Source organism: Pseudomonas sp. LB3P31, assembly GCF_054897945.1.
Genome location: NZ_CM142710.1, coordinates 2,195,136 through 2,219,548, shown reverse-complemented (window position 1 = coordinate 2,219,548; position 24,413 = coordinate 2,195,136). Strand labels below are relative to the sequence as shown.

23 protein-coding genes are annotated in these 24,413 nt (G+C 60.7%); 18 read left to right on the top strand and 5 right to left on the bottom strand.

What is annotated here, in order from left to right; all coding sequences use genetic code 11:
• Positions 1 to 5: 5 nt before the first annotated feature.
• The 8 genes from ACYZTK_RS10125 (at position 6) to ACYZTK_RS10090 (ending at position 8,129) form a co-directional block, all read left to right on the top strand.
• Positions 6 to 1,007 carry a diguanylate cyclase domain-containing protein gene (locus ACYZTK_RS10125; protein WP_462014307.1) on the top strand — a complete coding sequence of 334 codons (1,002 nt, stop codon included), beginning with the start codon at positions 6 to 8 and terminating at the stop codon, positions 1,005 to 1,007.
• Positions 1,008 to 1,210: 203 nt separating this feature from the next.
• Positions 1,211 to 2,306 (top strand): peptide chain release factor 2 gene (gene prfB, locus ACYZTK_RS10120; RefSeq protein WP_122837662.1). Its coding sequence is split into 2 segments (ribosomal slippage): positions 1,211 to 1,282 and positions 1,284 to 2,306, totalling 1,095 coding nucleotides; the frame shifts between segments, so codons are not numbered across the junction.
• A 110-nt stretch (positions 2,307 to 2,416) separates the two neighbouring features.
• A complete protein-coding gene (gene lysS / locus ACYZTK_RS10115) occupies positions 2,417 to 3,919 on the top strand; it encodes a lysine--tRNA ligase (protein ID WP_462014306.1) in 1,503 nt (500 codons plus the stop codon).
• Between the two features lie 99 nt (positions 3,920 to 4,018).
• The gene (locus ACYZTK_RS10110; protein ID WP_462014305.1) at positions 4,019 to 4,735 is read left to right on the top strand and encodes a TetR/AcrR family transcriptional regulator; all 717 of its coding nucleotides are present in this window, start codon (positions 4,019 to 4,021) and stop codon (positions 4,733 to 4,735) included.
• Positions 4,736 to 4,876: 141 nt separating this feature from the next.
• Positions 4,877 to 5,431, top strand: a complete 555-nt coding sequence (locus tag ACYZTK_RS10105) for a hypothetical protein (RefSeq protein ID WP_462014304.1) — start codon at positions 4,877 to 4,879, stop codon at positions 5,429 to 5,431.
• Between the two features lie 36 nt (positions 5,432 to 5,467).
• Complete coding sequence (locus tag ACYZTK_RS10100) at positions 5,468 to 6,745, top strand: flavohemoglobin expression-modulating QEGLA motif protein (protein WP_462014303.1); 1,278 nt, start codon at positions 5,468 to 5,470, stop codon at positions 6,743 to 6,745.
• 143 nt (positions 6,746 to 6,888) lie between these two features.
• Entirely contained in the window at positions 6,889 to 7,803 is a 915-nt protein-coding gene (locus ACYZTK_RS10095; RefSeq protein WP_462014302.1) for an alpha/beta hydrolase, read from the top strand.
• A complete protein-coding gene (locus ACYZTK_RS10090) occupies positions 7,800 to 8,129 on the top strand; it encodes a hypothetical protein (RefSeq protein ID WP_462014301.1) in 330 nt (109 codons plus the stop codon). Before ACYZTK_RS10095 ends, ACYZTK_RS10090 begins: the two co-directional genes overlap by 4 nt.
• Before the next feature lie 182 nt (positions 8,130 to 8,311).
• Here ACYZTK_RS10090 and ACYZTK_RS10085 read toward each other — a convergent pair whose 3' ends face one another.
• The 3 genes from ACYZTK_RS10085 to ACYZTK_RS10075 form a co-directional block, all read right to left on the bottom strand.
• Complete coding sequence (locus tag ACYZTK_RS10085; protein ID WP_462014300.1) at positions 8,312 to 9,100, bottom strand: OmpA family protein; 789 nt, start codon at positions 9,098 to 9,100, stop codon at positions 8,312 to 8,314.
• A 55-nt stretch (positions 9,101 to 9,155) separates the two neighbouring features.
• Entirely contained in the window at positions 9,156 to 9,569 is a 414-nt protein-coding gene (locus ACYZTK_RS10080) for a DUF4398 domain-containing protein (RefSeq protein ID WP_247288361.1), read from the bottom strand.
• Positions 9,570 to 9,928: 359 nt separating this feature from the next.
• The gene (locus ACYZTK_RS10075) at positions 9,929 to 10,273 is read right to left on the bottom strand and encodes a pilin assembly protein (RefSeq protein WP_462014298.1); all 345 of its coding nucleotides are present in this window, start codon (positions 10,271 to 10,273) and stop codon (positions 9,929 to 9,931) included.
• A 201-nt stretch (positions 10,274 to 10,474) separates the two neighbouring features.
• Between ACYZTK_RS10075 and ppc the strand changes: the two genes are divergently transcribed.
• The 7 genes from ppc (at position 10,475) to ACYZTK_RS10040 (ending at position 17,765) form a co-directional block, all read left to right on the top strand.
• Positions 10,475 to 13,105 (top strand): phosphoenolpyruvate carboxylase, encoded by a 2,631-nt coding sequence (gene ppc / locus ACYZTK_RS10070; protein ID WP_462014297.1) that lies wholly within the window; start codon positions 10,475 to 10,477, stop codon positions 13,103 to 13,105.
• A 277-nt stretch (positions 13,106 to 13,382) separates the two neighbouring features.
• Positions 13,383 to 14,033: an adenylate kinase gene (adk, locus tag ACYZTK_RS10065; protein ID WP_462014296.1), complete on the top strand. Its 651-nt coding sequence runs from the start codon at positions 13,383 to 13,385 to the stop codon at positions 14,031 to 14,033.
• An 85-nt stretch (positions 14,034 to 14,118) separates the two neighbouring features.
• Positions 14,119 to 14,793 (top strand): tRNA (adenosine(37)-N6)-threonylcarbamoyltransferase complex dimerization subunit type 1 TsaB, encoded by a 675-nt coding sequence (gene tsaB / locus ACYZTK_RS10060; protein ID WP_462014295.1) that lies wholly within the window; start codon positions 14,119 to 14,121, stop codon positions 14,791 to 14,793.
• A gap of 257 nt (positions 14,794 to 15,050) precedes the next feature.
• Entirely contained in the window at positions 15,051 to 15,356 is a 306-nt protein-coding gene (locus tag ACYZTK_RS10055) for a hypothetical protein (RefSeq protein ID WP_462014294.1), read from the top strand.
• A complete protein-coding gene (locus ACYZTK_RS10050) occupies positions 15,356 to 16,216 on the top strand; it encodes a DUF72 domain-containing protein (protein ID WP_462014293.1) in 861 nt (286 codons plus the stop codon). Before ACYZTK_RS10055 ends, ACYZTK_RS10050 begins: the two co-directional genes overlap by 1 nt.
• 32 nt (positions 16,217 to 16,248) lie before the next feature.
• Positions 16,249 to 17,070 carry an isocitrate lyase/PEP mutase family protein gene (locus tag ACYZTK_RS10045; protein ID WP_462014292.1) on the top strand — a complete coding sequence of 274 codons (822 nt, stop codon included), beginning with the start codon at positions 16,249 to 16,251 and terminating at the stop codon, positions 17,068 to 17,070.
• 2 nt (positions 17,071 to 17,072) lie between these two features.
• The gene (locus ACYZTK_RS10040) at positions 17,073 to 17,765 is read left to right on the top strand and encodes an extensin-like domain-containing protein (protein ID WP_462014291.1); all 693 of its coding nucleotides are present in this window, start codon (positions 17,073 to 17,075) and stop codon (positions 17,763 to 17,765) included.
• Positions 17,766 to 17,768: 3 nt separating this feature from the next.
• On the opposite strand, the gene ACYZTK_RS10035 is transcribed toward ACYZTK_RS10040, so the two are convergent.
• Entirely contained in the window at positions 17,769 to 18,392 is a 624-nt protein-coding gene (locus ACYZTK_RS10035) for an energy transducer TonB (protein ID WP_462014290.1), read from the bottom strand.
• Positions 18,393 to 18,484: 92 nt separating this feature from the next.
• Between ACYZTK_RS10035 and ACYZTK_RS10030 the strand changes: the two genes are divergently transcribed.
• Entirely contained in the window at positions 18,485 to 19,267 is a 783-nt protein-coding gene (locus ACYZTK_RS10030) for a class I SAM-dependent methyltransferase (RefSeq protein WP_462014289.1), read from the top strand.
• 235 nt (positions 19,268 to 19,502) lie between these two features.
• Here ACYZTK_RS10030 and ACYZTK_RS10025 read toward each other — a convergent pair whose 3' ends face one another.
• On the bottom strand, positions 19,503 to 20,147 hold the full coding sequence (locus ACYZTK_RS10025) for a TetR/AcrR family transcriptional regulator (protein WP_462014288.1): 645 nt from the start codon (positions 20,145 to 20,147) through the stop codon (positions 19,503 to 19,505).
• Positions 20,148 to 20,240: 93 nt separating this feature from the next.
• On the opposite strand from ACYZTK_RS10025, the gene ACYZTK_RS10020 reads away from it, so the two are divergent.
• Positions 20,241 to 21,341 (top strand): efflux RND transporter periplasmic adaptor subunit, encoded by a 1,101-nt coding sequence (locus tag ACYZTK_RS10020; protein WP_462014287.1) that lies wholly within the window; start codon positions 20,241 to 20,243, stop codon positions 21,339 to 21,341.
• Positions 21,342 to 21,347: 6 nt separating this feature from the next.
• Positions 21,348 to 24,413, top strand: coding sequence for an efflux RND transporter permease subunit (locus tag ACYZTK_RS10015; RefSeq protein WP_462014286.1), 3,066 nt, complete (start codon positions 21,348 to 21,350; stop codon positions 24,411 to 24,413).

Sequence of the window (24,413 nt, the reverse complement as noted above, 5' to 3'; positions counted from 1 at the left end):
CGCACATGAATGAATTACAGCTCGACGACTTCAAGACCGACGAAAACGCCGCCATGGTGTTGCTGGTGGACGATCAGGCGATGATCGGCGAGGCCGTGCGGCGCGGGTTGTCGCACGAAGAAAATATCGATTTCCACTTCTGCTCCGATCCGCACCAGGCCATTGCCCAGGCTATCCGGATCAAGCCGACGGTGATCCTGCAGGACCTGGTGATGCCCGGCCTCGACGGCCTGAGCCTGGTGCGCGAGTACCGCAATCACCCGTCGACCAAGGACATTCCGATTATCGTCCTGTCGACCAAGGAAGACCCGCTGATCAAGAGCGCGGCGTTTGCCGCCGGCGCCAACGACTACCTGGTCAAGCTGCCGGACAACATCGAGCTGGTGGCGCGCATCCGCTATCACTCACGCTCCTACATGACCCTGCTGCAGCGGGATGCGGCGTATCGGGCGCTGCGGGTAAGCCAGCAGCAATTGCTCGACACCAACCTGGTGCTGCAACGCCTGATGAACTCCGACGGCCTGACCGGCCTGTCGAATCGTCGGCATTTCGATGAATACCTGGAGCTGGAGTGGAGAAGGTCGCTGCGGGACCAGACCCAGCTGTCGTTGCTGATGATCGACGTCGACTACTTCAAGTCCTACAACGATAGCTTCGGCCATGTTGAGGGCGATGAAGCCTTGCGCAAGGTCGCCCTGGCGATCCGCGATGCCAGTGGTCGACCGTCCGACCTGCCGGCGCGCTACGGCGGAGAAGAGTTTGCCCTGGTGCTGCCCAACACCTCGCCAGGCGGCGCCCGGCTGGTCGCGGAAAAACTGCGCCAGACCGTTGCGGGCCTGAAAATCCCGCACATTGCACCGGCTGAAGGTTCCAGTCTGACTATCAGCATCGGCCTGTCGACCATCACGCCGCAGCAGGGCACCGATTGCCGGCAATTGATCCTGGCGGCGGACAAGGGGTTGTATCTGGCCAAGCACAATGGGCGTAATCAGGTCGGCATTTCGTAATGTAGGAGTGAGCCTGCTCGCGATGACGGTCTGACATTCAACATTTTTGTTGGCTCACCCTCCGCTATCGCGAGCAGGCTCACTCCTACAGGGATCAACAGGGCAAATCATTCACCCTTAAAGCCGCCAGGCGGGCTGCCGTGACAGCCTGATTACGGTATACTCGCCGGCTTTCAAAAGTTCGCCAACGAGTGCTGCCCGCTATGGAAATCAACCCGATCCTTAACAGCATCAAGGACCTGTCCGAGCGCTCCGAAACTATTCGGGGGTATCTTTGACTACGATCAAAAGCATGAGCGTCTGACTGAAGTCAATCGCGAGCTTGAAGATCCGAGTGTCTGGAACAACCCTGCCTACGCCCAGGAACTGGGGCGCGAGCGCTCCCTGCTGGCGCAGATCGTAGAAACCCTCGACGAGATGCACTCGGGCCTGGCCGACGCCAAGGACCTGCTGCTGATGTCCGCCGAGGAAGAAGACCAGGCCGCCGTCGATGACGTCGCCGCCGAAGTCGAGCGCCTGCGCGAGTCCCTGGAAAAACTTGAATTCCGCCGGATGTTCAGCGGTGAGATGGATGCCAACAACGCCTACCTGGACATCCAGGCCGGTTCTGGCGGCACCGAGGCCCAGGACTGGGCCAACATCCTGCTGCGCATGTACCTGCGCTGGGCTGACAAGCGCGGTTTCGACGCGACCATCATGGAGCTGTCCGCCGGTGAAGTTGCCGGGATCAAGGGCGCTACCGTGCACATCAAGGGCGAATACGCCTTTGGCTGGCTGCGTACCGAAATCGGCGTGCACCGCCTGGTGCGCAAGAGTCCTTTCGACTCCGGCAACCGTCGCCACACCTCGTTCTCGGCCGTGTTTGTGTCGCCGGAAATCGATGACAACATCGAAATCGACATCAACCCGTCGGACCTGCGCATCGACACCTACCGCTCCTCCGGTGCCGGTGGTCAGCACGTAAACACCACTGACTCGGCCGTACGTATCACCCACGTACCGTCCAACACCGTGGTCAGCTGCCAGAACGAACGCTCCCAGCACGCCAACAAAGACACCGCGATGAAAATGTTGCGGGCGCGCTTGTACGAGCAGGAAGTGCAGAAACGCAACGCTGCTTCGCAGGCTCTGGAAGACACCAAGTCGGACATCGGCTGGGGTCACCAGATTCGTTCCTACGTACTCGATGCGTCGCGAATCAAGGATTTGCGCACTAACATCGAACGCAGCGACTGCGACAAGGTGCTCGACGGCGACATCGACGAATACCTGGTGGCGAGCCTGAAACAAGGCCTGTAACACATGCAATGCGGAATCGCCTGAAACACCGCGATTCCTGTGGGAGCGGGCTTGCCCGCGATCCCCAGCCGCAGGCTGGGGACAATGAACCTGATGGAATACTTAAAGACATGAGCGACCAAGAACTCGACCCGCAAGCCCTGCAACAGGAAGAAAACTCCCTGATCGCCCTGCGCAAGGAAAAGCTTGCCGCCGAGCGCGCCAAGGGCAATGCCTTCCCGAACGACTTCCGCCGCGACAACTACTGCGAAGATTTGCAGAAACAGTACGCGGACAAGACCAAGGAAGAGCTCGCTGAGGCTGCAATCCCGGTCAAGGTTGCCGGTCGCATCATGCTCAACCGTGGCTCGTTCATGGTGATCCAGGACATGTCCGGTCGTATCCAGGTTTACGTCAACCGTAAAACCCTGTCCGAAGACACCCTGGCCGCGGTGAAAACCTGGGACCTGGGCGACATCATTGCCGCCGAAGGCACCCTGGCGCGTTCCGGCAAGGGCGACCTGTACGTTGAAATGACCAGCGTGCGCCTGCTGACCAAATCCCTGCGCCCGCTGCCGGACAAGCACCACGGCTTGACCGACACCGAGTCGCGCTATCGCCAGCGTTACGTTGACCTGATCGTCAACGATGACGTGCGCCAGACCTTCCGCATTCGCTCGCAAGTCATCGCGCACATACGCAGCTTCCTGATGCAGCGTGACTTCCTCGAAGTCGAGACGCCGATGCTGCAAACCATTCCTGGCGGTGCGGCGGCCAAGCCGTTCGAAACCCACCACAATGCCCTCGACATGGACATGTACCTGCGCATCGCGCCGGAGCTGTACCTCAAGCGCCTGGTGGTCGGTGGTTTTGAAAAGGTCTTCGAGATCAACCGCAACTTCCGCAACGAAGGCGTCTCGACCCGGCACAACCCTGAGTTCACCATGTTGGAGTTCTACCAGGCGTACGCCGACTACGAAGACAACATGGACCTGACCGAAGAACTGTTCCGGGAACTGGCCCAGCTGGTCCTCGGCACCACCGACGTGCCTTACGGCGACAAGGTGTTCCACTTCGGCGAGCCGTTTGCACGCCTGTCGGTGTTCGACTCGATCCTCAAGTACAACCCTGAGCTGACGGCCGATGATCTGAATGACATCGACAAGGCCCGCGCCATCGCCAAGAAAGCCGGCGCCAAGGTGCTGGGCTTCGAAGGCCTGGGCAAACTGCAGGTGATGATTTTCGAAGAGCTGGTCGAGCACAAGCTGGAGCAGCCGCACTTCATTACCCAGTACCCGTTCGAAGTGTCGCCGCTGGCCCGTCGCAACGATGACAACCCGAACGTCACCGACCGCTTCGAGCTGTTTATCGGTGGTCGTGAAATCGCCAACGCCTACTCCGAGTTGAACGACGCGGAAGACCAGGCCGAGCGCTTCATGGCACAGGTGGCCGACAAAGACGCCGGCGACGACGAAGCCATGCACTACGACGCCGACTTCGTGCGCGCGCTAGAGTACGGCATGCCGCCAACGGCGGGTGAGGGTATCGGCATCGACCGTCTGGTGATGTTGCTGACCAACTCCCCGTCGATCCGCGATGTGATCCTGTTCCCGCACATGCGGCCGCAAGCGTAAGTGTTTTAATTAAAAAGCCGCCTTCCAAGGCGGCTTTTTATTGCCTGTCTGGTACAAACGTATCAATTTGTTGCTTTCATCTGAGAGGAAAGACCTGTCGTGAATCGTGCAATAGCTCAAGAAGGTGCGGCGGGGATCGCCACTGCGGTCGCTGAAAGTGTTCAGTACCAGGGTCGCAAGGCCAGCCGACAGGGCAGCGAACAGCGTCGACAGGACATTCTCGATGCAGCGATGCGCATCGTCGTGCGCGATGGCGTGCGGGCCGTGCGCCATCGCGCCGTGGCTGCGGAGGCGAGCGTGCCGTTGTCAGCGACGACTTACTATTTCAAGGACATCGATGACCTGCTCACCGATACCTTCGCTCAATACGTAGAGCGCAGTGCGGCGTTCATGGCCAAGCTGTGGGTGAACAACGAGGGGCTGTTGCGGCAGATGGTGGTCCGCGGCGACGGCAGCCCGGAGTCGCGCTCGCATCTGGCGGATGATATTGCGCGGCTGATGGCGGACTATGTGCATCGGCAACTGGTCAATCGTCGCGAGCACCTGATGGCCGAGCAGGCGTTCCGCCAGGAGGCACTGCTGAACCCGCGCCTGGCGGAACTGGTGCGCTCGCATCAGCAGATTCTGTTGCAGGGTACGTGTCAGCTGTTCCAGGTATTGGGATCGCGTGAGCCACAACAGGACGCCAAGGTGTTGACGGCGATTATCGGACGGATGGAATATCAGGGCCTGCTCAACGACGCCGAGCCTGCCGCGGAAGCCGAGATGCTCGGGATCCTCAACCGTTACATGCACCTGGTGTTGGCGTCGGTGTAATGCGATCCCCCGTAGGAGCTGCCGAAGGCTGCGATCTTTTGATCTTGATCTTCCTGGCACTGCTGCAAGGCAAGATCAAAAGATCGCAGCCTTCGGCAGCTCCTACAGGGCTCGGTGGTGTGTGTTCATAGGGAGTACTGAATGAAAACCTGGCGTGTCGTTGTGATCGCCTTGTCGTTCCTGTTGCTCAGTGGCTGCCTGGTATCCTTCAAGGAGCCGCTGGCCCAGAGCGATCCCGCGCCCAAGGGCCTGCTAGGCAGATGGACCAGTACCAATGCCTGGGGCGAACCGATGAACCTGGAACTGACGCGCATTGGCGATGCTCGTTACCAGGCCGTCAGCTATTTCAAGGCCACACCCAAAACGCGCGAAGCCTATCCGTTTACCGTGTCGCGGCATGGCGATCGCTGGTATTTGTCGGCGCAGGCGCCAGCGCAATTCGGCGGTCATTTCATCATCGCCGGTTTCGAGCTCAACGAGCAGCGCGAATTGGTGGTCTATAACCTCGACCTTGAACAGATCAACCAGGCCCTGGGGCAGAAATCCCTTAGCGGCCAGGGCTTCCAGACGGATGATGGCGATGGCGTGCTGATCAACAACAGCATGGCCGAGGTATTCGCCTACCTGGACGATCCAGCCAATTCCGACGTGTTTGTCGAAGCCGTGCGCTACCAGCGCCTGGCCAAAGCCAAATAAACCCAGTACTGAACGGTTTTACTACAGGAGTTTCGGGTGGACGATTACCAGCAGACGATACGCATTTTGTCCGATCGCATTGTGCTGGCACAGACGCCGATTCGCGTCCTCGACGCGGTGAAGTGGGACGATGGCATCCGCAAGGGTTTCCTCAAGGCCAAGGGCAAGGAAATGCCGGCGGTGGACCGTGACTACTACCTCAATCGGCCACTGTCTTTCGACTCCAGCAAAGTCAAACTGGAATTCCAGAACATCGAGCGCGATATCACCCGCCAGCTCGGCCAGTTCAACCCGGTCGGCCAGATCATGCGGCGCATGTGCAAGGAATACCGGATGGTGGTGCGCATGCTGGAAGCGCGCGGCACCGAAGACTTCGGGTTGATTTCCCAGGAACTGTACGGCGCCGCGTCCGATGCATTTCACGCGGGCGACCCGACCTTGTCCGACCTCGGTTTGATGCTGTCCGATTACCTGAACAACATTGATGGCCGTGGCGATCTCAAGGACGAGCCAAAAATCCTCACTGCCAAGGACGCGGTGAACCTGCTGCAAACCCGCTTGAGCAAGGTGTTCGGCGAGGCTGAGGAGACTATTCGGGTATTTGAATCCGATGGCATCGTCGCAGACGCGGCGGCCGGTGCGGACTACATCAAGATCCGCACCGATGCGATGTTCAACGAGCGCGACGTGCGTGCCCTGGAAGTTCACGAAGGGCTGGTGCACGTCGGCACCACCCTCAACGGCCTGAACCAGCCGATCTGCACCTTCCTGTCCAAGGGGCCGCCATCGTCGACCGTGACCCAGGAAGGCCTGGCGATCCTCATGGAGATCATCACCTTCGCCTCCTACCCAAGCCGGTTGCGCAAACTGACCAACCGCACCCGCGCCATCCACATGGTGGAGGAGGGCGCAGACTTCCTGCAGGTGTTCGAGTTCTTCCGCGAGCAGGGTTTTGAAATGGCCGAAAGCTATGGCAACGCCAGCCGGGTGTTCCGCGGTTCGATACCGACCGGCCTGCCATTTACCAAAGATTTGTCCTATCTCAAGGGCTTTATCATGGTTTACAACTACATTCAGTTGGCCGTGCGTAAAGGCAAGCTGGAGCAGATTCCGTTGCTGTTTTGCGGCAAGACCACGCTGGAAGACATGCGAACGTTGCGTCAGCTGGTGGATGAAGGACTGGTGGTACCGCCGAAATACCTGCCGGAGCAGTTTCGTGACATGAACGCGTTATCGGCGTGGATGTGCTTCTCGAACTTCCTCAATCACTTGAGTCTGGACCGGATTGAGGCGGATTACTCCAACATCCTCTGAACAATGAAGATCCCTGTAGGAGTGAGCCTGCTCGCGATGGCGGTGTGTCAGCCAAATTGATTTCGAATGACACACCGCCATCGCGAGCAGGCTCACTCCTACAGGGTTACGTATTCCAATTCAAATTCGCGGGGCTTCAACGGATGAGAATCCTCGGCATCATCTGCCTTCTCCTGACCCTGAGCGGTTGCAGCTCTCTGCTCTTCTACCCCGAACCCGGGCAGATCTTTACCCCGGCCAAAGCCAAGCTCGAATACCGCGAAGTCACCCTGGTCACTGCCGACGGTCTCAAGCTCAACGCCTGGTGGCTGCCGACGAAGCAGGGCGTTGAGGTCAAGGGGACGGTGCTGCACCTGCACGGCAACGGCGGTAACCTGCCGATGCACCTGGGTGGCAGTTGGTGGTTGCCGGAAGAGGGATACCAGGTGTTGCTGGTGGACTATCGCGGGTATGGCCTGTCCGAAGGCGAGCCGAGCCTGCCGGCGATCTATCAGGACATCGATGCCGCCTTCAACTGGCTCGACCAGGCCCCCGAGGTGAAAGGTAAACCGCTGATCCTTCTCGGCCAGAGTCTCGGTGGCTCGATGGCCGTGCATTACCTGGTCCAGCACCCGCAGCGCCAGAAGCAGCTCAAGGCGTTTGTCCTCGACGGCGTCCCCGCCAGCTACCGCAGTGTCGGCCAATTTGCCCTGAGCACCTCCTGGCTGACCTGGCCATTGCAGGTGCCGTTGTCCTGGCTGGTGCCGGACGGCGACAGCGCGATCAACTCCATGGCGCAGCTCAATGGCGTGCCCAAATTGATCTTCCACAGCGTCGACGATCCGATCGTGCCTCTTTCCAACGGCATCCTTCTGTATCAAGCTTCGCCGCCGCCGCGTGTGCTGCAACTGACCCGGGGTGGTCATGTGCAGACGTTCGGCGACCCGGTCTGGCGCAAAGTCATGCTGCGCTACCTCGAAGATCCACAACATTTCGACGGGCTGCGCCGCCTGGGCGAGATCCCGAATTACCCGGCACCGCCGAATTCTGAAAATGAACCACCAGAGAGTCCGCAATGAGTGAAGAACGTAATGCCATCCCGCTGATCATCACCGGTATCTGCAGCATCCTCGGCACGGTCGCCGCCCTGTGGTGGTACGGCTACCTGCACTTCGCCAAGCCTGAAGACGCACTGCTGCTGAGCGAATTCACCATGCTCAAGACCGTCCCGGGCGAAGACTACAAGGTCTCCCTGCAGCCGGCGGCCCAAGTCGCCCAGTGCATCGATGGCGTGCTGGTGATGTTCGACACCGAGCAGAAAGGCCTGACAGGCGTGTTGGTCGACAACAAGAAAAAAGCAGTGCGTTGCGTGGGCCAGGAAACTCCGCAGAAGCTGGAACCGTAGCGCCTGCAAAAAAAGATCGCAGCCTGCGGCAGCTCCTACGAGGATCGCGAGAACCCTGTAGGAGCTGCCGAAGGCTGCGATCTTTTGATCTTTTGATCTTTTGATCTTTTGATCTTTTGATCAACAATGAAAAAGCCCCGCCTGATCGACTCAGGCGGGGCTTTTGCGTTTCTGCGCGAAGCTTAGTTCGAGCTGACAGCCGAGCGCGGGATCACCGGCTGGTTGTCGTTGGAAATGGTCACTTCCACTCGACGGTTCATTGCACGACCCGAAGCATTGCCGTTTTCAGCAACCGGGTATTCCTTGCCATAACCCTGGGCAACGATGCGCGCTGGATCAACGCCCATTTTCACCAGGGCAGTGCGGACCGAAGCGGCACGACGCTCGGACAGCGACTGGTTGTGGGACGCGGTACCGGTGCTGTCGGTGTAGCCTTCGACGATCACTTTACGGTCCGGGTTTTCCTGGAGGAACTGCGCCAGTTTGTTGATGTTGACCAGGCCGCTGGATTTCAGATCGGCACGGTCAGTGGCGAACAGCACGTCACCGAAAGTGACCAGCGTACCGCGATCGGTCTGCTTGGCGTTCAGGCTGTCCTGCAGCTGTTTGATCTGCGCGTCACGGGCATCCAGGCGAGCCTGTGCACGTTGCGCCGAAGCGTTTTTCAGGTTGGCTTCAGCGGTGCGCAGGGCGATGGTCTGCTTCGCCACTTCAACGCGCTGGTTGGTCAGATAAGCCAGCTGGTCGACTTTGGACGCGTCTTCCTTGTTCAGGTAAGCCTTGTCTGCCTTGTCCAGGTAGTCACTGGCTTCCTTGGTCTCCAGCGCCGCGACTTTGCTCGCCTGTGGGTTGGTCTGCAGGCCGGTGTAGTTGGTGCGGGCGTTCTCCAGGTTGGCGTTAGGCGGAGTGGAGCAGGCTGCCAGTGCAACGCTTGCGGCCAGGAGAGCAGGGATCATCAATTGTTTACGCATAATAAGTCGTCCTTTCTATCGATTAGAGCTTCAGGTCTGGGGTCTGGATGCGCGCTTACTGCACGGTGCGCTGGCTTTCCTGACGCAGTTCCTGAACACCTTTCTGAGAGTCCTTGACGGCCTGTTCGGCCTTCATTGCCTGGGCTTTACGTTCCGCTACGCGGGCGTCCCACTCGGCTTGTTCAGCCAAAACCTTGGCCTCGTCGTACTTCTTGTCGTGCATGGCCAGTTCGGCTTGCTTGAGTTTGTCCTGCGCCGACTTCATTTCCACTGCGGCGAATTCGGTACCGCCAGCGCTGACGGCGCTGTTGACCGCCGATTCAGTCACGGCAAATTGCTCGGTCGGCGGGTTGCCCGCGCAACCGGCCAGAACGAAGCTGGTGCCGATTGCCAGTGCAGCCATTTTCAGACCGCGCAGGTGGGTAGACGGGGATTTGGCGATGCTGGTCTTCATGGTCTTCAACTCCATTGGAAATACTCCTGAAAAACTTGAAAATCCATCCTGGGCAAGGAGCCGTACCACTGGTTTCTACAGGCGTTTTGAAACGGCCGTCCCAGGCGTGGTTACAGGGTACGACCGGAGGCGTTTTTCAAAAGTTCAGAACAGATGGCCTATCGCCTGAAAAAATATCTGACCGATTGGTCATGGCTTTGGAGGGGGAACTTTGGGGTGGCGCGGGGGTATTCGCGGGATTTTGTGACCGCCACTGTAGGAGTGAGCCTGCTCGCGATGGCGGTGGGTCAGTCACATGATTTTTGAATGTGCAATCGCCATCGTCGGAACGCCGCCCGGAGCAGGCTCACTCCTACAGGTCCGCGGTCGGTGGATCAGTGTTTGGGTTTGTCGCCACCGCTCGCCAGATCGTGAAGATGCCGCCGTGACAACGCCAGGAAACGCGGTGTCGAACCGACATCTTCATACAGCGGATCACCTTCTTCATCCGTCGCAACAACCGTCGACCCTTTCACATACGGGAAACTTTTCTCAAGCTCCTCCAGTGCAGCACCGATCAGCTCTCCGAGCAGTTCCTCGGGCTGGCGTTTGGGGTACATTTCGGTGATTGCCGCAAGCCGGGCGGCGGCTTCCATGTCCAGGTGAATCCGGTAGCCGGTGTCGGTCAGGCGGCCTTTGGCGTTTTCTTCCCAATGCTGGGCGAGCTCGCGAATTTTCATGAGAACCTCATTGCATGCCTGCTCGTGGCAGGCCGGAAAATACCCACCTGTGGTCGGCGGCAAGCCGTTGTACGGCTTACTCTTCAGACTAGCTCCAACACTGAAGGTTTACAGTCCCTTCGTCGTCTGCTTGTCAGAAACGGTCTGGAGCGGCACTCTTGAAGCTCATGGCCGCCCGGATTTTTCGCTGGAGAACTGCTGATGACCGATATTGATGCACGCTTGCGCGAGGATGTTCACCTGCTGGGTGAGCTGTTGGGCAACACCATCCGTGAGCAGTATGGCGATGGCTTTCTCGACAAGATCGAGCAGATTCGCAAAGGCGCCAAGGCCGACCGTCGTGGCTCGATGGACGCCGAGCTGAGCGCCAGCCTCAACCAGTTGAGCGAAGAGGAATTGCTCCCGGTTGCGCGGGCGTTCAACCAGTTCCTTAACCTGGCCAATATCGCCGAGCAATACCAGTTGATTCACCGGCGCGAAGAGTCCCGGCCTGCACCTTTTGAAACCCGCGTGCTGCCAGAATTGCTCGCACGCTTGCTCGCCGAAGGGCATGGTGCCGAAGCGTTGGCGCGACAGTTGGGCCGGCTGGAAATCGAGCTGGTGCTGACCGCGCACCCGACCGAAGTGGCGCGGCGCACGCTGATCCAGAAATACGACGCGATTGCCGCGCAACTGGCTGCCCAGGATCATCGCGACCTGACGACTGCCGAACGCGAGCAGATCCAGTCCCGATTACAGCGCCTGATCGCCGAAGCCTGGCACACCGAGGAAATTCGCCGCACCCGCCCGACCCCGGTAGACGAAGCCAAATGGGGCTTTGCGGTGATCGAACATTCGCTGTGGCAGGCCATTCCGAATTATTTGCGCAAGGCCGACAAGGCCCTGCTCGACGCCACCGGGCTGCACCTGGCCCTCGAAGCCGCGCCGATCCGCTTCGCCTCCTGGATGGGTGGCGATCGCGACGGCAACCCGAATGTCACGGCGGCCGTCACCCGCGAAGTGTTGCTGCTGGCGCGCTGGATGGCCGCAGACCTGTTCGTTCGCGACATCGACCACCTGGCCGCGGAGCTGTCGATGCAGCAGGCCAGCGCTGCGCTCAAGGCCAAGGCCGGCGACAGTGCCGAACCCTATCGCGCGGTACTCAAGCAACTGCGTGAACGCCTGCGTGCCACGCGCAGCTGGGCCCATGCTTCGCTGACGGCCAGCACGCCGGCATCGGCCGAGGTGTTGCAGGACAATCGCGATCTGCTGGACCCGCTGGAGCTGTGTTATCAGTCGCTGCACGAGTGCGGCATGGGTGTAATCGCCGACGGGCCTTTGCTCGACTGCCTGCGTCGGGCGGTGACCTTCGGCCTGTTCCTGGTACGCCTGGACGTGCGCCAGGATTCCTCGCGGCACTCGGCAGCCATGACCGAAATTACCGACTACCTGGGCCTCGGACGCTACGAAGACTGGAGTGAGGAAGAGCGCATCGCCTTCCTGATGCGCGAGCTGAATAACCGCCGGCCGCTCCTGCCGCCGTACTTCAAACCGTCGGCTGATACCGCCGAAGTGCTGGCGACCTGCCGCGAAATTGCCGCCGCACCGGGCGCTTCGTTGGGCTCGTATGTGATCTCCATGGCGGGCGCCGCCTCGGACGTGCTGGCCGTGCAGCTGCTGCTCAAGGAGGCCGGAGTACTGCGGCCGATGCGGGTGGTGCCACTGTTCGAAACCCTCGCCGACCTGGACAACGCCGGCCCGGTGATTGAAAAACTGTTGCTGTTGCCCGGCTATCGCGCGCGTCTGCACGGCCCGCAGGAAGTGATGATCGGCTATTCCGACTCGGCCAAGGACGCCGGCACCACGGCAGCGGCCTGGGCGCAGTATCGAGCCCAGGAACGCCTGGTCGACATTTGCCGCGAACAGCAAGTGGAGCTGCTGTTGTTCCACGGTCGCGGCGGCACCGTGGGCCGTGGCGGTGGCCCTGCTCACGCGGCGATTCTGTCGCAGCCGCCGGGCTCCGTGGCGGGGCGTTTCCGTACCACGGAACAGGGCGAGATGATCCGCTTCAAATTCGGCCTGCCCGATATCGCCGAACAGAACCTCAACCTGTACCTGGCGGCCGTGCTCGAGGCGACGCTGTTGCCGCCACCACCACCGGAGCCGGCCTGGCGCGATCTGATGGACGAACTGGCCGCCGACGGCGTCAAAGCCTACCGCGCCGTGGTGCGGGAGAATCCGCAATTCGTCGAGTACTTCCGCCAGTCCACCCCGGAGCAGGAACTCGGCCGCCTGCCGTTAGGCAGTCGCCCGGCCAAGCGCCGTGCCGGTGGTATTGAAAGCCTGCGGGCGATCCCGTGGATCTTCGGCTGGACCCAGACTCGCTTGATGCTGCCGGCCTGGCTCGGCTGGGAAGCGGCACTGAGCAAGGCCCTGGAACGTGGTGAAGGTGAGCTGTTGGGGCAGATGCGCGAACAGTGGCCGTTCTTCCGTACGCGCATCGACATGCTGGAGATGGTATTGGCCAAGGCCGACGCGGATATCGCCCGTTCCTACGACGAGCGTCTGGTCGAGCCGGATCTGCTGCCATTGGGCGCGCACTTACGCGACCTATTGTCGCAGGCTTGCGCCGTGGTCCTGGGGTTGACCGGTCAGTCCCAGCTGCTGGCACACAGCCCGGCCACCCTCGAATTCATCCGCTTGCGCAACACTTACCTCGACCCGCTACATCTATTGCAGGCAGAGCTGCTGGCGCGCTCGCGACAGCAGGAAGTCAGCCAGGGCAGCCCGGTAGAACAGGCGTTGCTGGTGTCTGTAGCGGGAATTGCCGCTGGTTTGCGTAACACTGGCTAACATTTTTGTGGTGGCATCCTGCACCTGCAACAGGTGCAGGATGTCTGTCGGAAAGTGCGGTCAGGCGACAGTTAGTGATGGGGTTGCGACTTGGGGTACCCCGCCGCAAAGTCACGCAAGGCGCGGGTTTCTCCGACTTTCGGCGGCTTGTGTGGGCAGGGCCTGCTGTGTATCTTGATCAGCCTTTGGCCGTTTGGGCGGTCACGACCCTATTTTTGAGATTGGCCCCATGAGGCGAATCTGACGTTATCCATATAAAAAATTGAGGAGCACATCGATGCGCGTCATTCTGCTGGGAGCTCCCGGGGCCGGTAAAGGTACTCAGGCGAAGTTCATCACCGAGAAGTTCGGCATTCCGCAAATCTCCACTGGCGACATGCTGCGTGCAGCGGTCAAGGCTGGCACCGAGCTGGGCCTGATCGCCAAGAGCGTCATGGACAGCGGCGGCCTGGTCTCCGACGACCTGATCATCAACCTGGTCAAGGAACGCATCAGCCAGGCTGATTGCGCTAACGGGTTCCTGTTCGACGGTTTCCCGCGCACCATTCCCCAGGCTGAAGCATTGGTCAAAGCCGGCGTGGAACTGGATCACGTGGTTGAGATCGCTGTCGACGACGAAGAAATCGTGCAGCGGATCGCCGGTCGTCGCGTTCACGAGGCCAGCGGCCGCGTGTACCACACCGTCTACAACCCGCCGAAAATCGCTGGTAAAGACGACATCACCGGCGAAGACCTGGTGCAGCGCAAGGACGACACCGAAGAAACCGTTCGTCATCGCCTGTCGGTTTATCATTCCCAGACCAAGCCGCTGGTGGAGTTCTACCAGACACTGTCGGCCAAAACCGACGGCAAGCCGAAGTACAGCCACATCGCTGGCGTTGGCTCGGTCGAAGCGATCACTGGCAAGGTGCTTGAAGCACTGAGCTGATACACGCTTGATCTTCTACGGCCCGCTTGCGGGCCGTAGTTGTTTATACTGATGCACTTTTTCTGACTCTCTTACGGAAACATTGATGAGCACCTTGCTGGCCCTGGACACCGCGACTGAAGCTTGCTCTGTTGCCTTGCTGCATGACGGCAAGGTCACGAGCCATTACGAGGTGATCCCGCGCCTGCATGCGCAGAAGCTGTTGCCGATGATTCAGCAGTTGCTGGCAGACGCCGGCATCACCTTGCAGGCGGTCGACGCCATCGCCTTCGGCCGTGGGCCGGGTGCTTTCACCGGCGTGCGGATCGCCATCGGCGTGGTACAGGGGTTGGCATTTGCCCTGGATCGTCCAGTGCTGCCGGTGTCCAACCTGGCCGTGCTGGCCCAGCGCGCCTTGCGCGAACATGGCGCCACCCAGGTGGCGGCTGCCATCGATGCGCGGATGGATGAAGTGTATTGGGGCTGCTACCGCGAGACGGCGGGGGAGATGCGCCTGGTCGGAAACGAAGCGGTGCTGCCTCCGGAAGTGACGGCGTTGCCTGCCGATGCCAGCGGCGAGTGGTTTGGTGCCGGTACTGGTTGGGGTTATGCCGAGCGCATTGGCGTTGAGCTGGTCGGGCAGGATGCGGGCATGTTGCCGCACGCCGAAGACCTGCTGACCCTGGCGCGTTTTGCCTGGAAACGGGGTGAGGCGATTGTGGCGGATGAGGCGCAGCCGGTTTATTTGCGCGACAAGGTGGCGACGCCTAAAGCGCGGTAAGTTTTGAGAACAGGTTGGTTTCTTCGCGAGCAAGCCCGCTCCCACAGGGGTTCGTGTTGTCACTGAGTCTGTATGCGACACAGTCCCCTGTGGGAGCGGGCTTGCTCGCGAAGGCGGCCTCAAAGACACAGCCAATCGTCGATTTATCCCCCGGCTTTTAAACCTTTTACCTTTTCTGTGTTCTAGTTATCACTCGGCAGTTTGCGAAGAGCTCTGCGAGCCACTAAACTGCCATCATCGATACCGAGCATGACTTTATGCGTATAGACGGCTTTTCCTCTCAGTCCTACCCCATCAAGCGCCAACAGCGTAAGAGCACTGTGGTGGAAGACGAGCCGGTCGATATCGATGGCGAACTGGAATATCCCTCCGAAGAGCAACAGGCTGCCCGCGCCGCCAAAGCCTCCGCCCAGCGAGCGAGCAATTTGCCGGCCCGTCCCCAGGACATGCTCTACCACCGCGCCATGAGCAAGAGTGTCGCCATGGCCCTGGCCAGCTACCTCAGCACTGCCGGTTTTGTGGATTGGGATGCAGATGTGCTGGGCCTCGACCTGTACATCTGATGTTGCTGCCCTATTACCTCGGCTGTCCGTCCTGGAGTGAAAACGCCTGGCGCGATTACTTCTACCCGCAAGACGCCAAGCCCAACGAGTTCCTGTCGTTGTATTCCCAGGTTTTCAACGCCGTTGAAGGCAACACGACCTTTTACGCGAGTCCGGCTGCCGCCACCGTGCAGCGTTGGGCCGAGAGCATGCCCGAGCACTTTCGCTTCACTGCCAAGTTTCCTGGCGACATCAGCCACAACGGCGATCTGCGCGACCAATTGACCGCCGCCGAGACCTTCCTGCAGTTGCTCAGCCCGCTGGGTGAGCGGGTCTCGCCGCTATGGTTGCAACTGTCGAAGAGCTTCACTCCGCAGCGCTTGCCCGAGCTGGCCGGATTCCTTGATGCGCTGGAGCGGCCGATAGCGGTGGAAGTGCGCCATCGCGAGTTCTTCGCCAAGGGCGACAGCGAGCGGATGCTCAATAACTTGTTGCGCGATCGTGCAACTGAACGTATCTGCCTCGATCCGCGCGCACTGTTCAGCTGCACCTCGACCGATCCTGCAGTCCTGGATGCCCAGGCGAAAAAGCCCAACGTGGCGACCCGTCCTGCTGCGTTCACGCAATGCCCCCAGGTACGCTTTATCGGTCATCCGCAGCTTGAGGCGAATGATCCATTCCTGGTGCCCTGGGTGGCAAAAATCGCCCAGTGGATCGAGGAAGGGCGCACGCCCTATATCTTCCTGCACACCGCCGACAACCTGCTGGCGGCGAAACTCGCGCAACGTTTCCACACTCAACTGATGCTGCGTTTACCTGGCCTGCCGCCGCTGCCTGAGCTATACAGAGAGCCCGCCGCCGAGCAACTTGGTTTGCTCTGAAGCGCGTTTCGGTCTTTTTCAGGAGCCTGCCAATGGATGCGCAAACCCTTCGAGCCCAGGCGTTCAAAGCGCTGCACGAACGCGACGAGGCTTTTGTCATTCCCAACCCGTGGGACGCCGGTTCGGCGAAAATGCTCGCCAGCCTGGGTTACCAGGCACTGGCCACCACCAGCGCCGGTTATGCCTTCTCAAATGCTCGCCCCGATGGCGGGCTGAGCCTCGACGACACCCTGGCCAACGTCCGGGCGATCGCTGCGGCGACGGACCTGCCGGTGGCGGTAGATCTGGAAAACGGCTTCGCCGACGATCCTGTCGAATCTGCGCAAAGTATTCTGCGTGCAGCAGAGGCCGGGGCTGTCGGCGGTTCGATCGAGGACGCGACGGGGCGCGAAGATGCGCCGATCTATTGCTTCGAACATGCCGTGGCGCGCATCGAAGCCGCAGTTGCAGCCGCTCGTAGCCTGCCATTCAAGTTCATGCTGACGGCCCGGGCGGAAAATTTCCTGCACGGCAACCCTGACCTGGCCGACACCATCCGCCGTTTGCAGGCGTACTCCGAAGCCGGCGCCGACGTGCTTTATGCACCCGGTTTGCGCAGCGCCGAGGACGTGCTGGCAGTGGTCCGGGCCGTGGCGCCCAAGCCGGTGAATGTACTGATGTCCGGCGGTCTCAAGCTGACGGTCGCGCAGCTCAACGACATGGGCGTCAAACGCATCAGTGTTGGTTCGGCGCTGGCCCTGGCGGCCTATGGCGAGTTTTTCCGCGCCGCGCAGGAGATCAGGGACGCCGGCACGTTTGATTTCACTTCACGGTCGATGCCGTACGCCCAGGCCAATCAACTGTTCAAGGACTGACGATGCGGTTGCGCTGGTGGCTGGTGCTGCTGTTGATCTTCGGCATAACGGCTGCCGGCGTCTGGCGCGGCTGGTTAGTGGTGCCGCCGCAATGGAATCCCTGGGCGCCGCTGGACGTTGCCGCTGCACCGAATTTCCTCACTCGCTACAAACTCATGCGCCTGCGGTCCGATCCGCAGTTGTGTGAGCAGGCACTGGCCAGTTCCGGCCTGCGCGTGAGCCGCCAGGCCGACAGCCCGGGTGCGACTTGCCCGCTGAGCAATACCTGGCGAGTGCAGGGCGGCGAGGTGGCCCTGAGCAGCAGTTTCCTCGCCAGTTGCCGGCTGGCCGTATCCTTCGCACTATTCGAGCGCCACGCGCTGCAGCCGACAGCTCAGGCGATCTACGGGCAGGCTGTGGCGCGAGTCGATCACCTGGGCAGCTTCGCTTGTCGCAATGTCTACGGGCGCGAAAATGCCCGGCGCAGTCAGCACGCTTCCGCCGATGCGCTGGATATTGCGGGTTTCCGGCTGGCGGATGGGCGATCGATCAGCGTGCTCAAGGATTGGCCGAAAGATAATCAGGACGCGCAGTTCCTGCGTCAGGTTCGCGACGGTGCCTGCGAGCTGTTCAGTGTGGTGTTGAGCCCGGATTACAACGCCGCCCATCGCAATCACTTTCATGTCGATGTCGGGCCGTGGTCGGTGTGCCGCTGAGGGTCAGGCGGCGATGCGCAGGTTGTGCAGGACGATCGGGCGGGCCCAGCCGATATCGAAATCGAAGTTCTTCTGCTGGTCCACCAGCTCTTCAGGCGAGAAAGGCGGGAAGGGTTTGTCCAGCAACTCGAGTTCGAATTCGGCAATCGGCAGGCGCAGCGGGCGCTGTTGTGGCGCCGGGCCGGTATCTGCCACGGGCTGACCGGCGTTGAGCACGATGGGGCGAACCCAGGCGCTATCGAAGTCCTGCTGTTTTTGCTGGGCGACGATTTCTTCTTTCGGGAATGGCGGGAAGGGTTTGTCAGCCAGGTCCATCTCGAACTCGGCAATTGGCAGGAACAACGGCTCCGGTGGGCGTACTTCGTTGTCCTGCACATTGCATTCGCGCTGGGACACGATGTGCGCCAACAGGTCGCTGCCGACGGTGGGTTCCACCGGGCTGTCGAGATCCACCGGCGGGAAATCCAGCGAAGCCGGGAGCACATCTTCCTTCGACTGATCCGCCAGGGCCCGGGCAAAAAAATCCTGCCACAGGTGACTGACGCCGCTCAGTGCTTGGGAATTTCGCAGGCTGTAATCGCCGTAGGGCGAGATAAAGCCGCTGATGATGGGTTGAATGTCTGACATTTCTCTCGGTCGACGCTCAGCTCTGGCAAAATGCTCGATAGTTTGGTTATCGGCCGTTTTTGCCGATCATTAATTTTTTGAGTATGTTTTCCATGATTGAGCAACCGGCGGCCTGCCGCATCCATGTTGAAGCCCTGGGCACGACTTTCCAGCCACAGGCCGAACAATGGGCCGAGCGCCTGGGTTTGCCGTTGCAGGTCGTCGACGCCGAGTTCGCCCTGCAGATCGGCGAGCAGGGGTTGCAGCTGCAACAGCTCGGGCCCGATGCGCCGGGGCCGGTGCGGGTGGATTTCGTCGAGGGCGGTGCTGCGCATAGGCGTTTGTTTGGCGGTGGCACCGGGCAGATGATTGCCAAGGCAGTGGGCGTCGGCCAGGGTGTGCGCCCGCGGGTGCTGGATGCTACGGCAGGTTTGGGCAAGGATGCATTTGTGCTGGCGAGCCTGGGTTGCGAGATGAGCCTGATCGAACGCCAGCCCCTGATCGGCGCCTTGCTGGAAGATGGCCTGCTGCGGGCGGCGGAGGATTTCGACGTGGCGCCGATCGTGGCGCGCATGCGCTTGCTCAAGGGCAATTCAATCGAGGTGATGCGCAACTGGGAGGGCGAGCCGCCGCAGGTGATCTACCTCGATCCGATGTTTCCGCACCGCGAGAAGACCGCATTGGTGAAGAAGGAAATGCGCCTGTTCCGGCCCCTGGTGGGCGATGACCTGGATGCGCCGGCTCTGCTCGAAGCGGCGCTGGCACTGGCCAGCCATCGCGTGGTGGTCAAGCGCCCACGCAAGGCACCGTGCATTGCCGGGCCGAAGCCTAGCCATGCGCTGGACGGGAAATCGAGTCGGTATGATATTTATCCGAAGAAGGCGCTTAAGTCTTGAGACCGCGTTGCGCCCTTCGCGAGCAAGCCCGCTCCCACATGAGATTTGTGGTGTGACATCAATGGAGCCTGCTCCCACAGGGATTTGTGGCGTGACATCAATGGAGCCTGCTCCCACAGGGATTTGTGGTGTGACATCAATGGAGCCTGCTCCCACAGGGATTTGTGGTGTGACATCAACCCAATGTGGGAGCGGGCTTGCTCGCGATGGCGCCGGTGCTGACACCAACAATCTTTCAGGCTAATTCCGGCCGATAAGCCCGCATAAACAACCCAACCACTTCCCGCACATGACTCTCCGCCGCCTCCCCGGCCAGCGGCTCGCCACAGCCATACAACAAGCGAAAATTCCCCGCGCCCTTGAGCAGGCAAAAGAAGTGCTCGGCGGCGTTGCGCGGTTTATCGATGCTCAGCGCGCCGCTCAGGTTGATCCTGCCCAGCAGCCGCTCCATGCCATGCAGCATGCGCTCCGGGCCGGCTTCGAAGAAGATCAGCGAGAGCTTGGGGTCCTGGCTACCCAGCGTCATCATCAGGCGATGCAGGTTCACCGATTCATCGCTATTGATAAGTTGATGAAAACCCCGGGCAATGTTCAACAGCACCGTTTCTACCGCAATGCCGTCAGGCAATTCGAAAAACAGCGTCGGCAGTTGCTCTTCGCATTTGGCCATGACAGCAGCAGAAAATAGCGTCTCCTTGTCGTTGAAATGGCTGTACACCGTGAGCTTTGACACCCCGGCCTCAGCCGCCACCGCGTCCATGCTGGTGTTGGCGTAGCCGTTGCTCAGGAACAGGATTTTCGCCGCATCGAGGATCGCCTGGCGCTTGGCCAGGTCCTTGGGGCGGCCAGGACCGTTTGGGGCTGAAAGATTGTTGGACATTCTTCGCTTTAATACTGGACTGGTGAGTTTGCTATTAATAACATACTGGTCAGTATAATTATTCCAAGCACCATTAGCGAAAGGTCCTTCACCATGTTCCGCTATGCCTTGCCCCTCGCGTTGCCAGTTGGTCTGGCTTTTTTATTGTCCGCGTGCGGTCACGAGGAGGCGCCTCAGGTCACGGTGCGACCGGCCATGATGGTGCAGCCAGAGCCTTCGGCGCAGGCCATGGAAAGTTATCCCGGTGAAGTGCGGGCTCGCTACGAGCCGGACCTGGCGTTCCGCATTGGCGGCAAGGTGATTCGACGACTGGTCGAGGAAGGGCAGCGGGTCAAAGCCGATCAGCCGCTGGCCGAACTCGATCCGCAGGACGTACGCCTGCAACTGGAAGCCACCCGCGCCCAGGTCGCGGCCGCTGAAGCCAATCTCAGTCTGGTACGCGCCGAGCGTGATCGCTACAAGACCCTGATGGACCGTCAGATGGTCAGCCGCTCCGCGTACGACAATTCCGAAAACCTGTACCGCTCCGGTGAAGCCCGCCTTAAGCAGATCAAGGCCGAATTCAACGTATCGACCAACCAGGCCAGCTATGCGGTTTTGCGCGCTCCCCAGGATGGCGTGGTAGCCAAACGAGCGGTGGAAGTCGGGCAAGTGGTATCTGCCGGGCAAACCGTATTCACCCTGGCCACCGATGGCGAGCGTGAAGTGCTGATCAGCCTGCCGGAACAGAGCTTTGGCCGCTTCAAGGTCGGCCAGCCGGTGTCTGTGGAGCTGTGGACCCAACCCGACCAACGTTTCGCCGGGCGCATCCGCGAGCTGTCGCCTGCGGCCGATCCAAAGTCGCGCACCTTTGCCGCACGGATTGCTTTCACCGCTGGCAAGGTCCCCGCTGAACTGGGCCAGAGCGCCCGAGTGTTCATCCAGTCCGCCGACGTCGTGTCGCTGGCGGTGCCGCTCTCGGCGGTGACTGCGGAAAACGGCGCCACCTATGTATGGGTGCTCGGCGCCAACAACACCTTGAAAAAAGCCCCGGTTCGGGTCGGCGCATTCGGCGAGAAAACCGTGCCGGTGCTCGAAGGTCTCAACGCCAATGACTGGGTGGTCGCAGCCGGTGTGCATGTGCTGCACGACGGGCAGCAGGTGCGCCCGGTGGATCGCGCCAACCGCGTGATCAATCTGGCGGACAAGGAGTAATTCCCGATGGGTTTCAATCTTTCCGAATGGGCGTTGCGTAACCGCCAGATCGTACTGTTCCTGATGCTGTTACTGGCGGTGGTCGGAGCGCTTTCCTACACCAAGCTGGGCCAGAGCGAAGATCCGCCGTTCACCTTCAAGGCCATGGTGATTCGCACCAACTGGCCCGGTGCCACGGCCGAGGAAGTCTCGCGCCAGGTCACCGAGCGCATCGAAAAGAAACTGATGGAAACCGGCGAGTACGAACGCATCGTGTCGTTCTCCCGTCCGGGTGAGTCCCAGGTGACGTTTATCGCCCGGGATTCCATGCACTCGGTGGAAATCCCCGAGCTGTGGTATCAGGTGCGCAAGAAGATCAGCGACATCCGCCACACCTTGCCCCCGGGCATTCAGGGGCCGTTTTTCAACGACGAATTCGGCACCACCTTCGGCAACATCTACGCCCTGACCGGCGATGGATTCGACTACGCAGTGCTCAAGGATTACGCCGATCGCATCCAGATCCAGCTGCAACGGGTCAAGGATGTCGGCAAGGTCGAATTGCTTGGCCTGCAGGACGAAAAAATCTGGATCGAGCTGTCCAACGTCAAGCTTGCGACTCTGGGATTGCCTCTGGCGGCGGTGCAGCAAGCCTTGGAGGAACAGAATGCGGTGTCCACGGCTGGGTTCTTCGAAACCACCAGCGAGCGTTTGCAGCTACGGGTTTCGGGAAACTTTCAGACAGTCGACGAGATAAAGAACTTCCCGATCCGGGTCGGCGATCGTACGTTCCGAATTTCCGACGTGGCTAACGTACGTCGCGGCTTCAACGATCCTCCGGCGCCGCGCATGCGTTTCATGGCGCAGGACGCAATCGGCCTGGCCGTGGCGATGAAGGGCGGCGGCGACATCCTGGTGCTGGGTAAGGCGCTGGAAATCGAATTCGACCGCATCCAGAACAACCTGCCGGCCGGCATGCAATTGCGCAAGGTCTCGGATCAGCCCGCCGCAGTTAAAACCGGCGTGGGAGAGTTCGTCCAGGTGCTGGTGGAGGCCCTGGCGATCGTGTTGCTGGTGAGCTTTTTCTCCCTCGGCGTGCGGACCGGCATGGTCGTCGCGCTGGCGATCCCGCTGGTGTTGGCGATGACTTTCGCCTGCATGTATTACCTCGGCATCGGCCTGCACAAGATTTCCCTCGGCGCCCTGGTGCTGGCCTTGGGCTTGCTGGTGGACGATGCAATCATCGCCGTGGAAATGATGGCGATCAAAATGGAGCAGGGCTTCGACCGGATCAAGGCGGCCAGCTACGCCTGGACCAGCACTGCGTTCCCGATGCTCACCGGCACCCTGATCACCGCAGCCGGCTTTTTGCCGATCGCTACGGCGCACTCGGGCACCGGCGAGTACACCCGCTCGATCTTCCAGGTAGTGACCATTGCGCTGCTGGCGTCCTGGGTGGCTGCTGTGGTGTTCGTGCCGTACCTGGGAGAAAAACTCCTGCCGGACCTGGCGAAAATTCACGCCGCCAAACACGGCGCGGGTCAGCCGGATCCCTACGCGACACCTTTCTATCAGCGCGTGCGGCGGCTGGTGGAATGGTGCGTACGCTGGCGCAAGACGGTGATTGTGCTGACCGTGGTGTTGTTCATTGCCTCGATTGCGCTGTTTCGTTTTGTCCCGCAGCAGTTCTTCCCGGCATCCGGTCGCCTGGAATTGATGGTCGACCTGAAGCTGGCCGAGGGCGCGTCCCTGAGCAATACCGCCGAAGAGGTCAAACGCTTCGAAGCGCTGCTGAAGGATCACGCCGGCATCGATAATTACGTGGCCTACGTGGGCACCGGGTCACCGCGCTTTTATCTGCCGCTGGATCAGCAACTGCCGGCGGCGAGCTTCGCCCAGTTTGTGGTGCTGGCCAAGACCATCGAGGACCGCGAACCCCTGCGCACCTGGCTGATCGAGACGCTCAACGAGCAGTTCCCGGCATTGCGCTCGCGGGTAACGCGCCTGGAAAACGGCCCGCCTGTGGGTTACCCGGTGCAGTTCCGGGTCACCGGTGAACACATCGAGGAAGTGCGAGCCCTGGCGCGCAAAGTCGCGGCAAAAGTTCGCGAGAACCCGCACGTGGTCAACGTCCACCTGGACTGGGAGGAGCCGAGCAAGGTGGTCTACCTCAACGTCGATCAGGACCGCGCCCGGGCGCTTGGCGTGAGTACGGCGAACCTGTCGAAATTCCTCCAGAGTTCTTTGACCGGTTCCAGCGTCAGCCAGTATCGCGAAGACAACGAGTTGATCGAGATCCTGCTGCGCGGCACCCTGCACGAGCGCACCGAGCTGTCGTTGCTGCCGAGCCTGGCCGTGCCGACCGACAACGGTCGCAGCGTGGCCCTGTCACAGATTGCCACCCTGGAATACGGCTTCGAAGAGGGCATCATCTGGCACCGTAATCGCCTGCCGAACGTAACGGTGCGGGCTGATATCTACGGCAAGGAGCAACCGGCCACCCTGGTGTCGCAGATCATGCCGACCCTCGATCCGATTCGCGCCGAGCTGCCGGACGGCTACCTGCTGGATGTCGGTGGCACCGTCGAAGACTCGGCGCGCGGGCAGAACTCGGTGAAGGCCGGTGTTCCGTTGTTCATCGTGGTGGTGCTGACCTTGCTGATGCTGCAATTGCGCAGCTTCTCGCGCACGGTGATGGTTTTCCTGACCGCTCCACTGGGGCTGATCGGCGTGACCCTGTTCCTGCTGATATTCCGTCAGCCGTTCGGTTTTGTCGCCATGCTCGGGACCATTGCCCTGTCCGGAATGATCATGCGTAATTCGGTAATCCTGGTGGACCAGATCGAACAGGACATCGCCGCCGGGCTCAAGCCATGGCAAGCCATCATCGAAGCCACCGTCCGCCGCTTCCGTCCGATCGTACTGACTGCGCTGGCGGCAGTGCTGGCGATGATCCCGCTGTCACGCAGCGTGTTCTTCGGGCCGATGGCCGTGGCGATCATGGGCGGCTTGATCGTGGCAACGGCGTTGACGCTATTGTTCCTGCCGGCGTTGTATGCGGCATGGTTCCGCGTCAGGAAGGAACCGGCCTGA

Excerpts from the sequence above, each read along its gene's own strand:
- ACYZTK_RS10125 (WP_462014307.1), top strand. The coding sequence starts at position 6 with ATGAATGAATTACAGCTCGACGACTTCAAGACCGACGAAAACGCCGCC.
- lysS (WP_462014306.1), top strand. The coding sequence starts at position 2,417 with ATGAGCGACCAAGAACTCGACCCGCAAGCCCTGCAACAGGAAGAAAAC.
- ACYZTK_RS10105 (WP_462014304.1), top strand. The coding sequence starts at position 4,877 with ATGAAAACCTGGCGTGTCGTTGTGATCGCCTTGTCGTTCCTGTTGCTC.
- ACYZTK_RS10095 (WP_462014302.1), top strand. The coding sequence starts at position 6,889 with ATGAGAATCCTCGGCATCATCTGCCTTCTCCTGACCCTGAGCGGTTGC.
- ACYZTK_RS10090 (WP_462014301.1), top strand. The coding sequence starts at position 7,800 with ATGAGTGAAGAACGTAATGCCATCCCGCTGATCATCACCGGTATCTGC.
- ACYZTK_RS10085 (WP_462014300.1), bottom strand. The coding sequence starts at position 9,100 with ATGCGTAAACAATTGATGATCCCTGCTCTCCTGGCCGCAAGCGTTGCA.
- ACYZTK_RS10080 (WP_247288361.1), bottom strand. The coding sequence starts at position 9,569 with ATGGAGTTGAAGACCATGAAGACCAGCATCGCCAAATCCCCGTCTACC.
- ACYZTK_RS10075 (WP_462014298.1), bottom strand. The coding sequence starts at position 10,273 with ATGAAAATTCGCGAGCTCGCCCAGCATTGGGAAGAAAACGCCAAAGGC.
- ppc (WP_462014297.1), top strand. The coding sequence starts at position 10,475 with ATGACCGATATTGATGCACGCTTGCGCGAGGATGTTCACCTGCTGGGT.
- adk (WP_462014296.1), top strand. The coding sequence starts at position 13,383 with ATGCGCGTCATTCTGCTGGGAGCTCCCGGGGCCGGTAAAGGTACTCAG.
- tsaB (WP_462014295.1), top strand. The coding sequence starts at position 14,119 with ATGAGCACCTTGCTGGCCCTGGACACCGCGACTGAAGCTTGCTCTGTT.
- ACYZTK_RS10055 (WP_462014294.1), top strand. The coding sequence starts at position 15,051 with ATGCGTATAGACGGCTTTTCCTCTCAGTCCTACCCCATCAAGCGCCAA.
- ACYZTK_RS10050 (WP_462014293.1), top strand. The coding sequence starts at position 15,356 with ATGTTGCTGCCCTATTACCTCGGCTGTCCGTCCTGGAGTGAAAACGCC.
- ACYZTK_RS10045 (WP_462014292.1), top strand. The coding sequence starts at position 16,249 with ATGGATGCGCAAACCCTTCGAGCCCAGGCGTTCAAAGCGCTGCACGAA.
- ACYZTK_RS10040 (WP_462014291.1), top strand. The coding sequence starts at position 17,073 with ATGCGGTTGCGCTGGTGGCTGGTGCTGCTGTTGATCTTCGGCATAACG.
- ACYZTK_RS10035 (WP_462014290.1), bottom strand. The coding sequence starts at position 18,392 with ATGTCAGACATTCAACCCATCATCAGCGGCTTTATCTCGCCCTACGGC.
- ACYZTK_RS10030 (WP_462014289.1), top strand. The coding sequence starts at position 18,485 with ATGATTGAGCAACCGGCGGCCTGCCGCATCCATGTTGAAGCCCTGGGC.
- ACYZTK_RS10025 (WP_462014288.1), bottom strand. The coding sequence starts at position 20,147 with ATGTCCAACAATCTTTCAGCCCCAAACGGTCCTGGCCGCCCCAAGGAC.
- ACYZTK_RS10020 (WP_462014287.1), top strand. The coding sequence starts at position 20,241 with ATGTTCCGCTATGCCTTGCCCCTCGCGTTGCCAGTTGGTCTGGCTTTT.
- ACYZTK_RS10015 (WP_462014286.1), top strand. The coding sequence starts at position 21,348 with ATGGGTTTCAATCTTTCCGAATGGGCGTTGCGTAACCGCCAGATCGTA.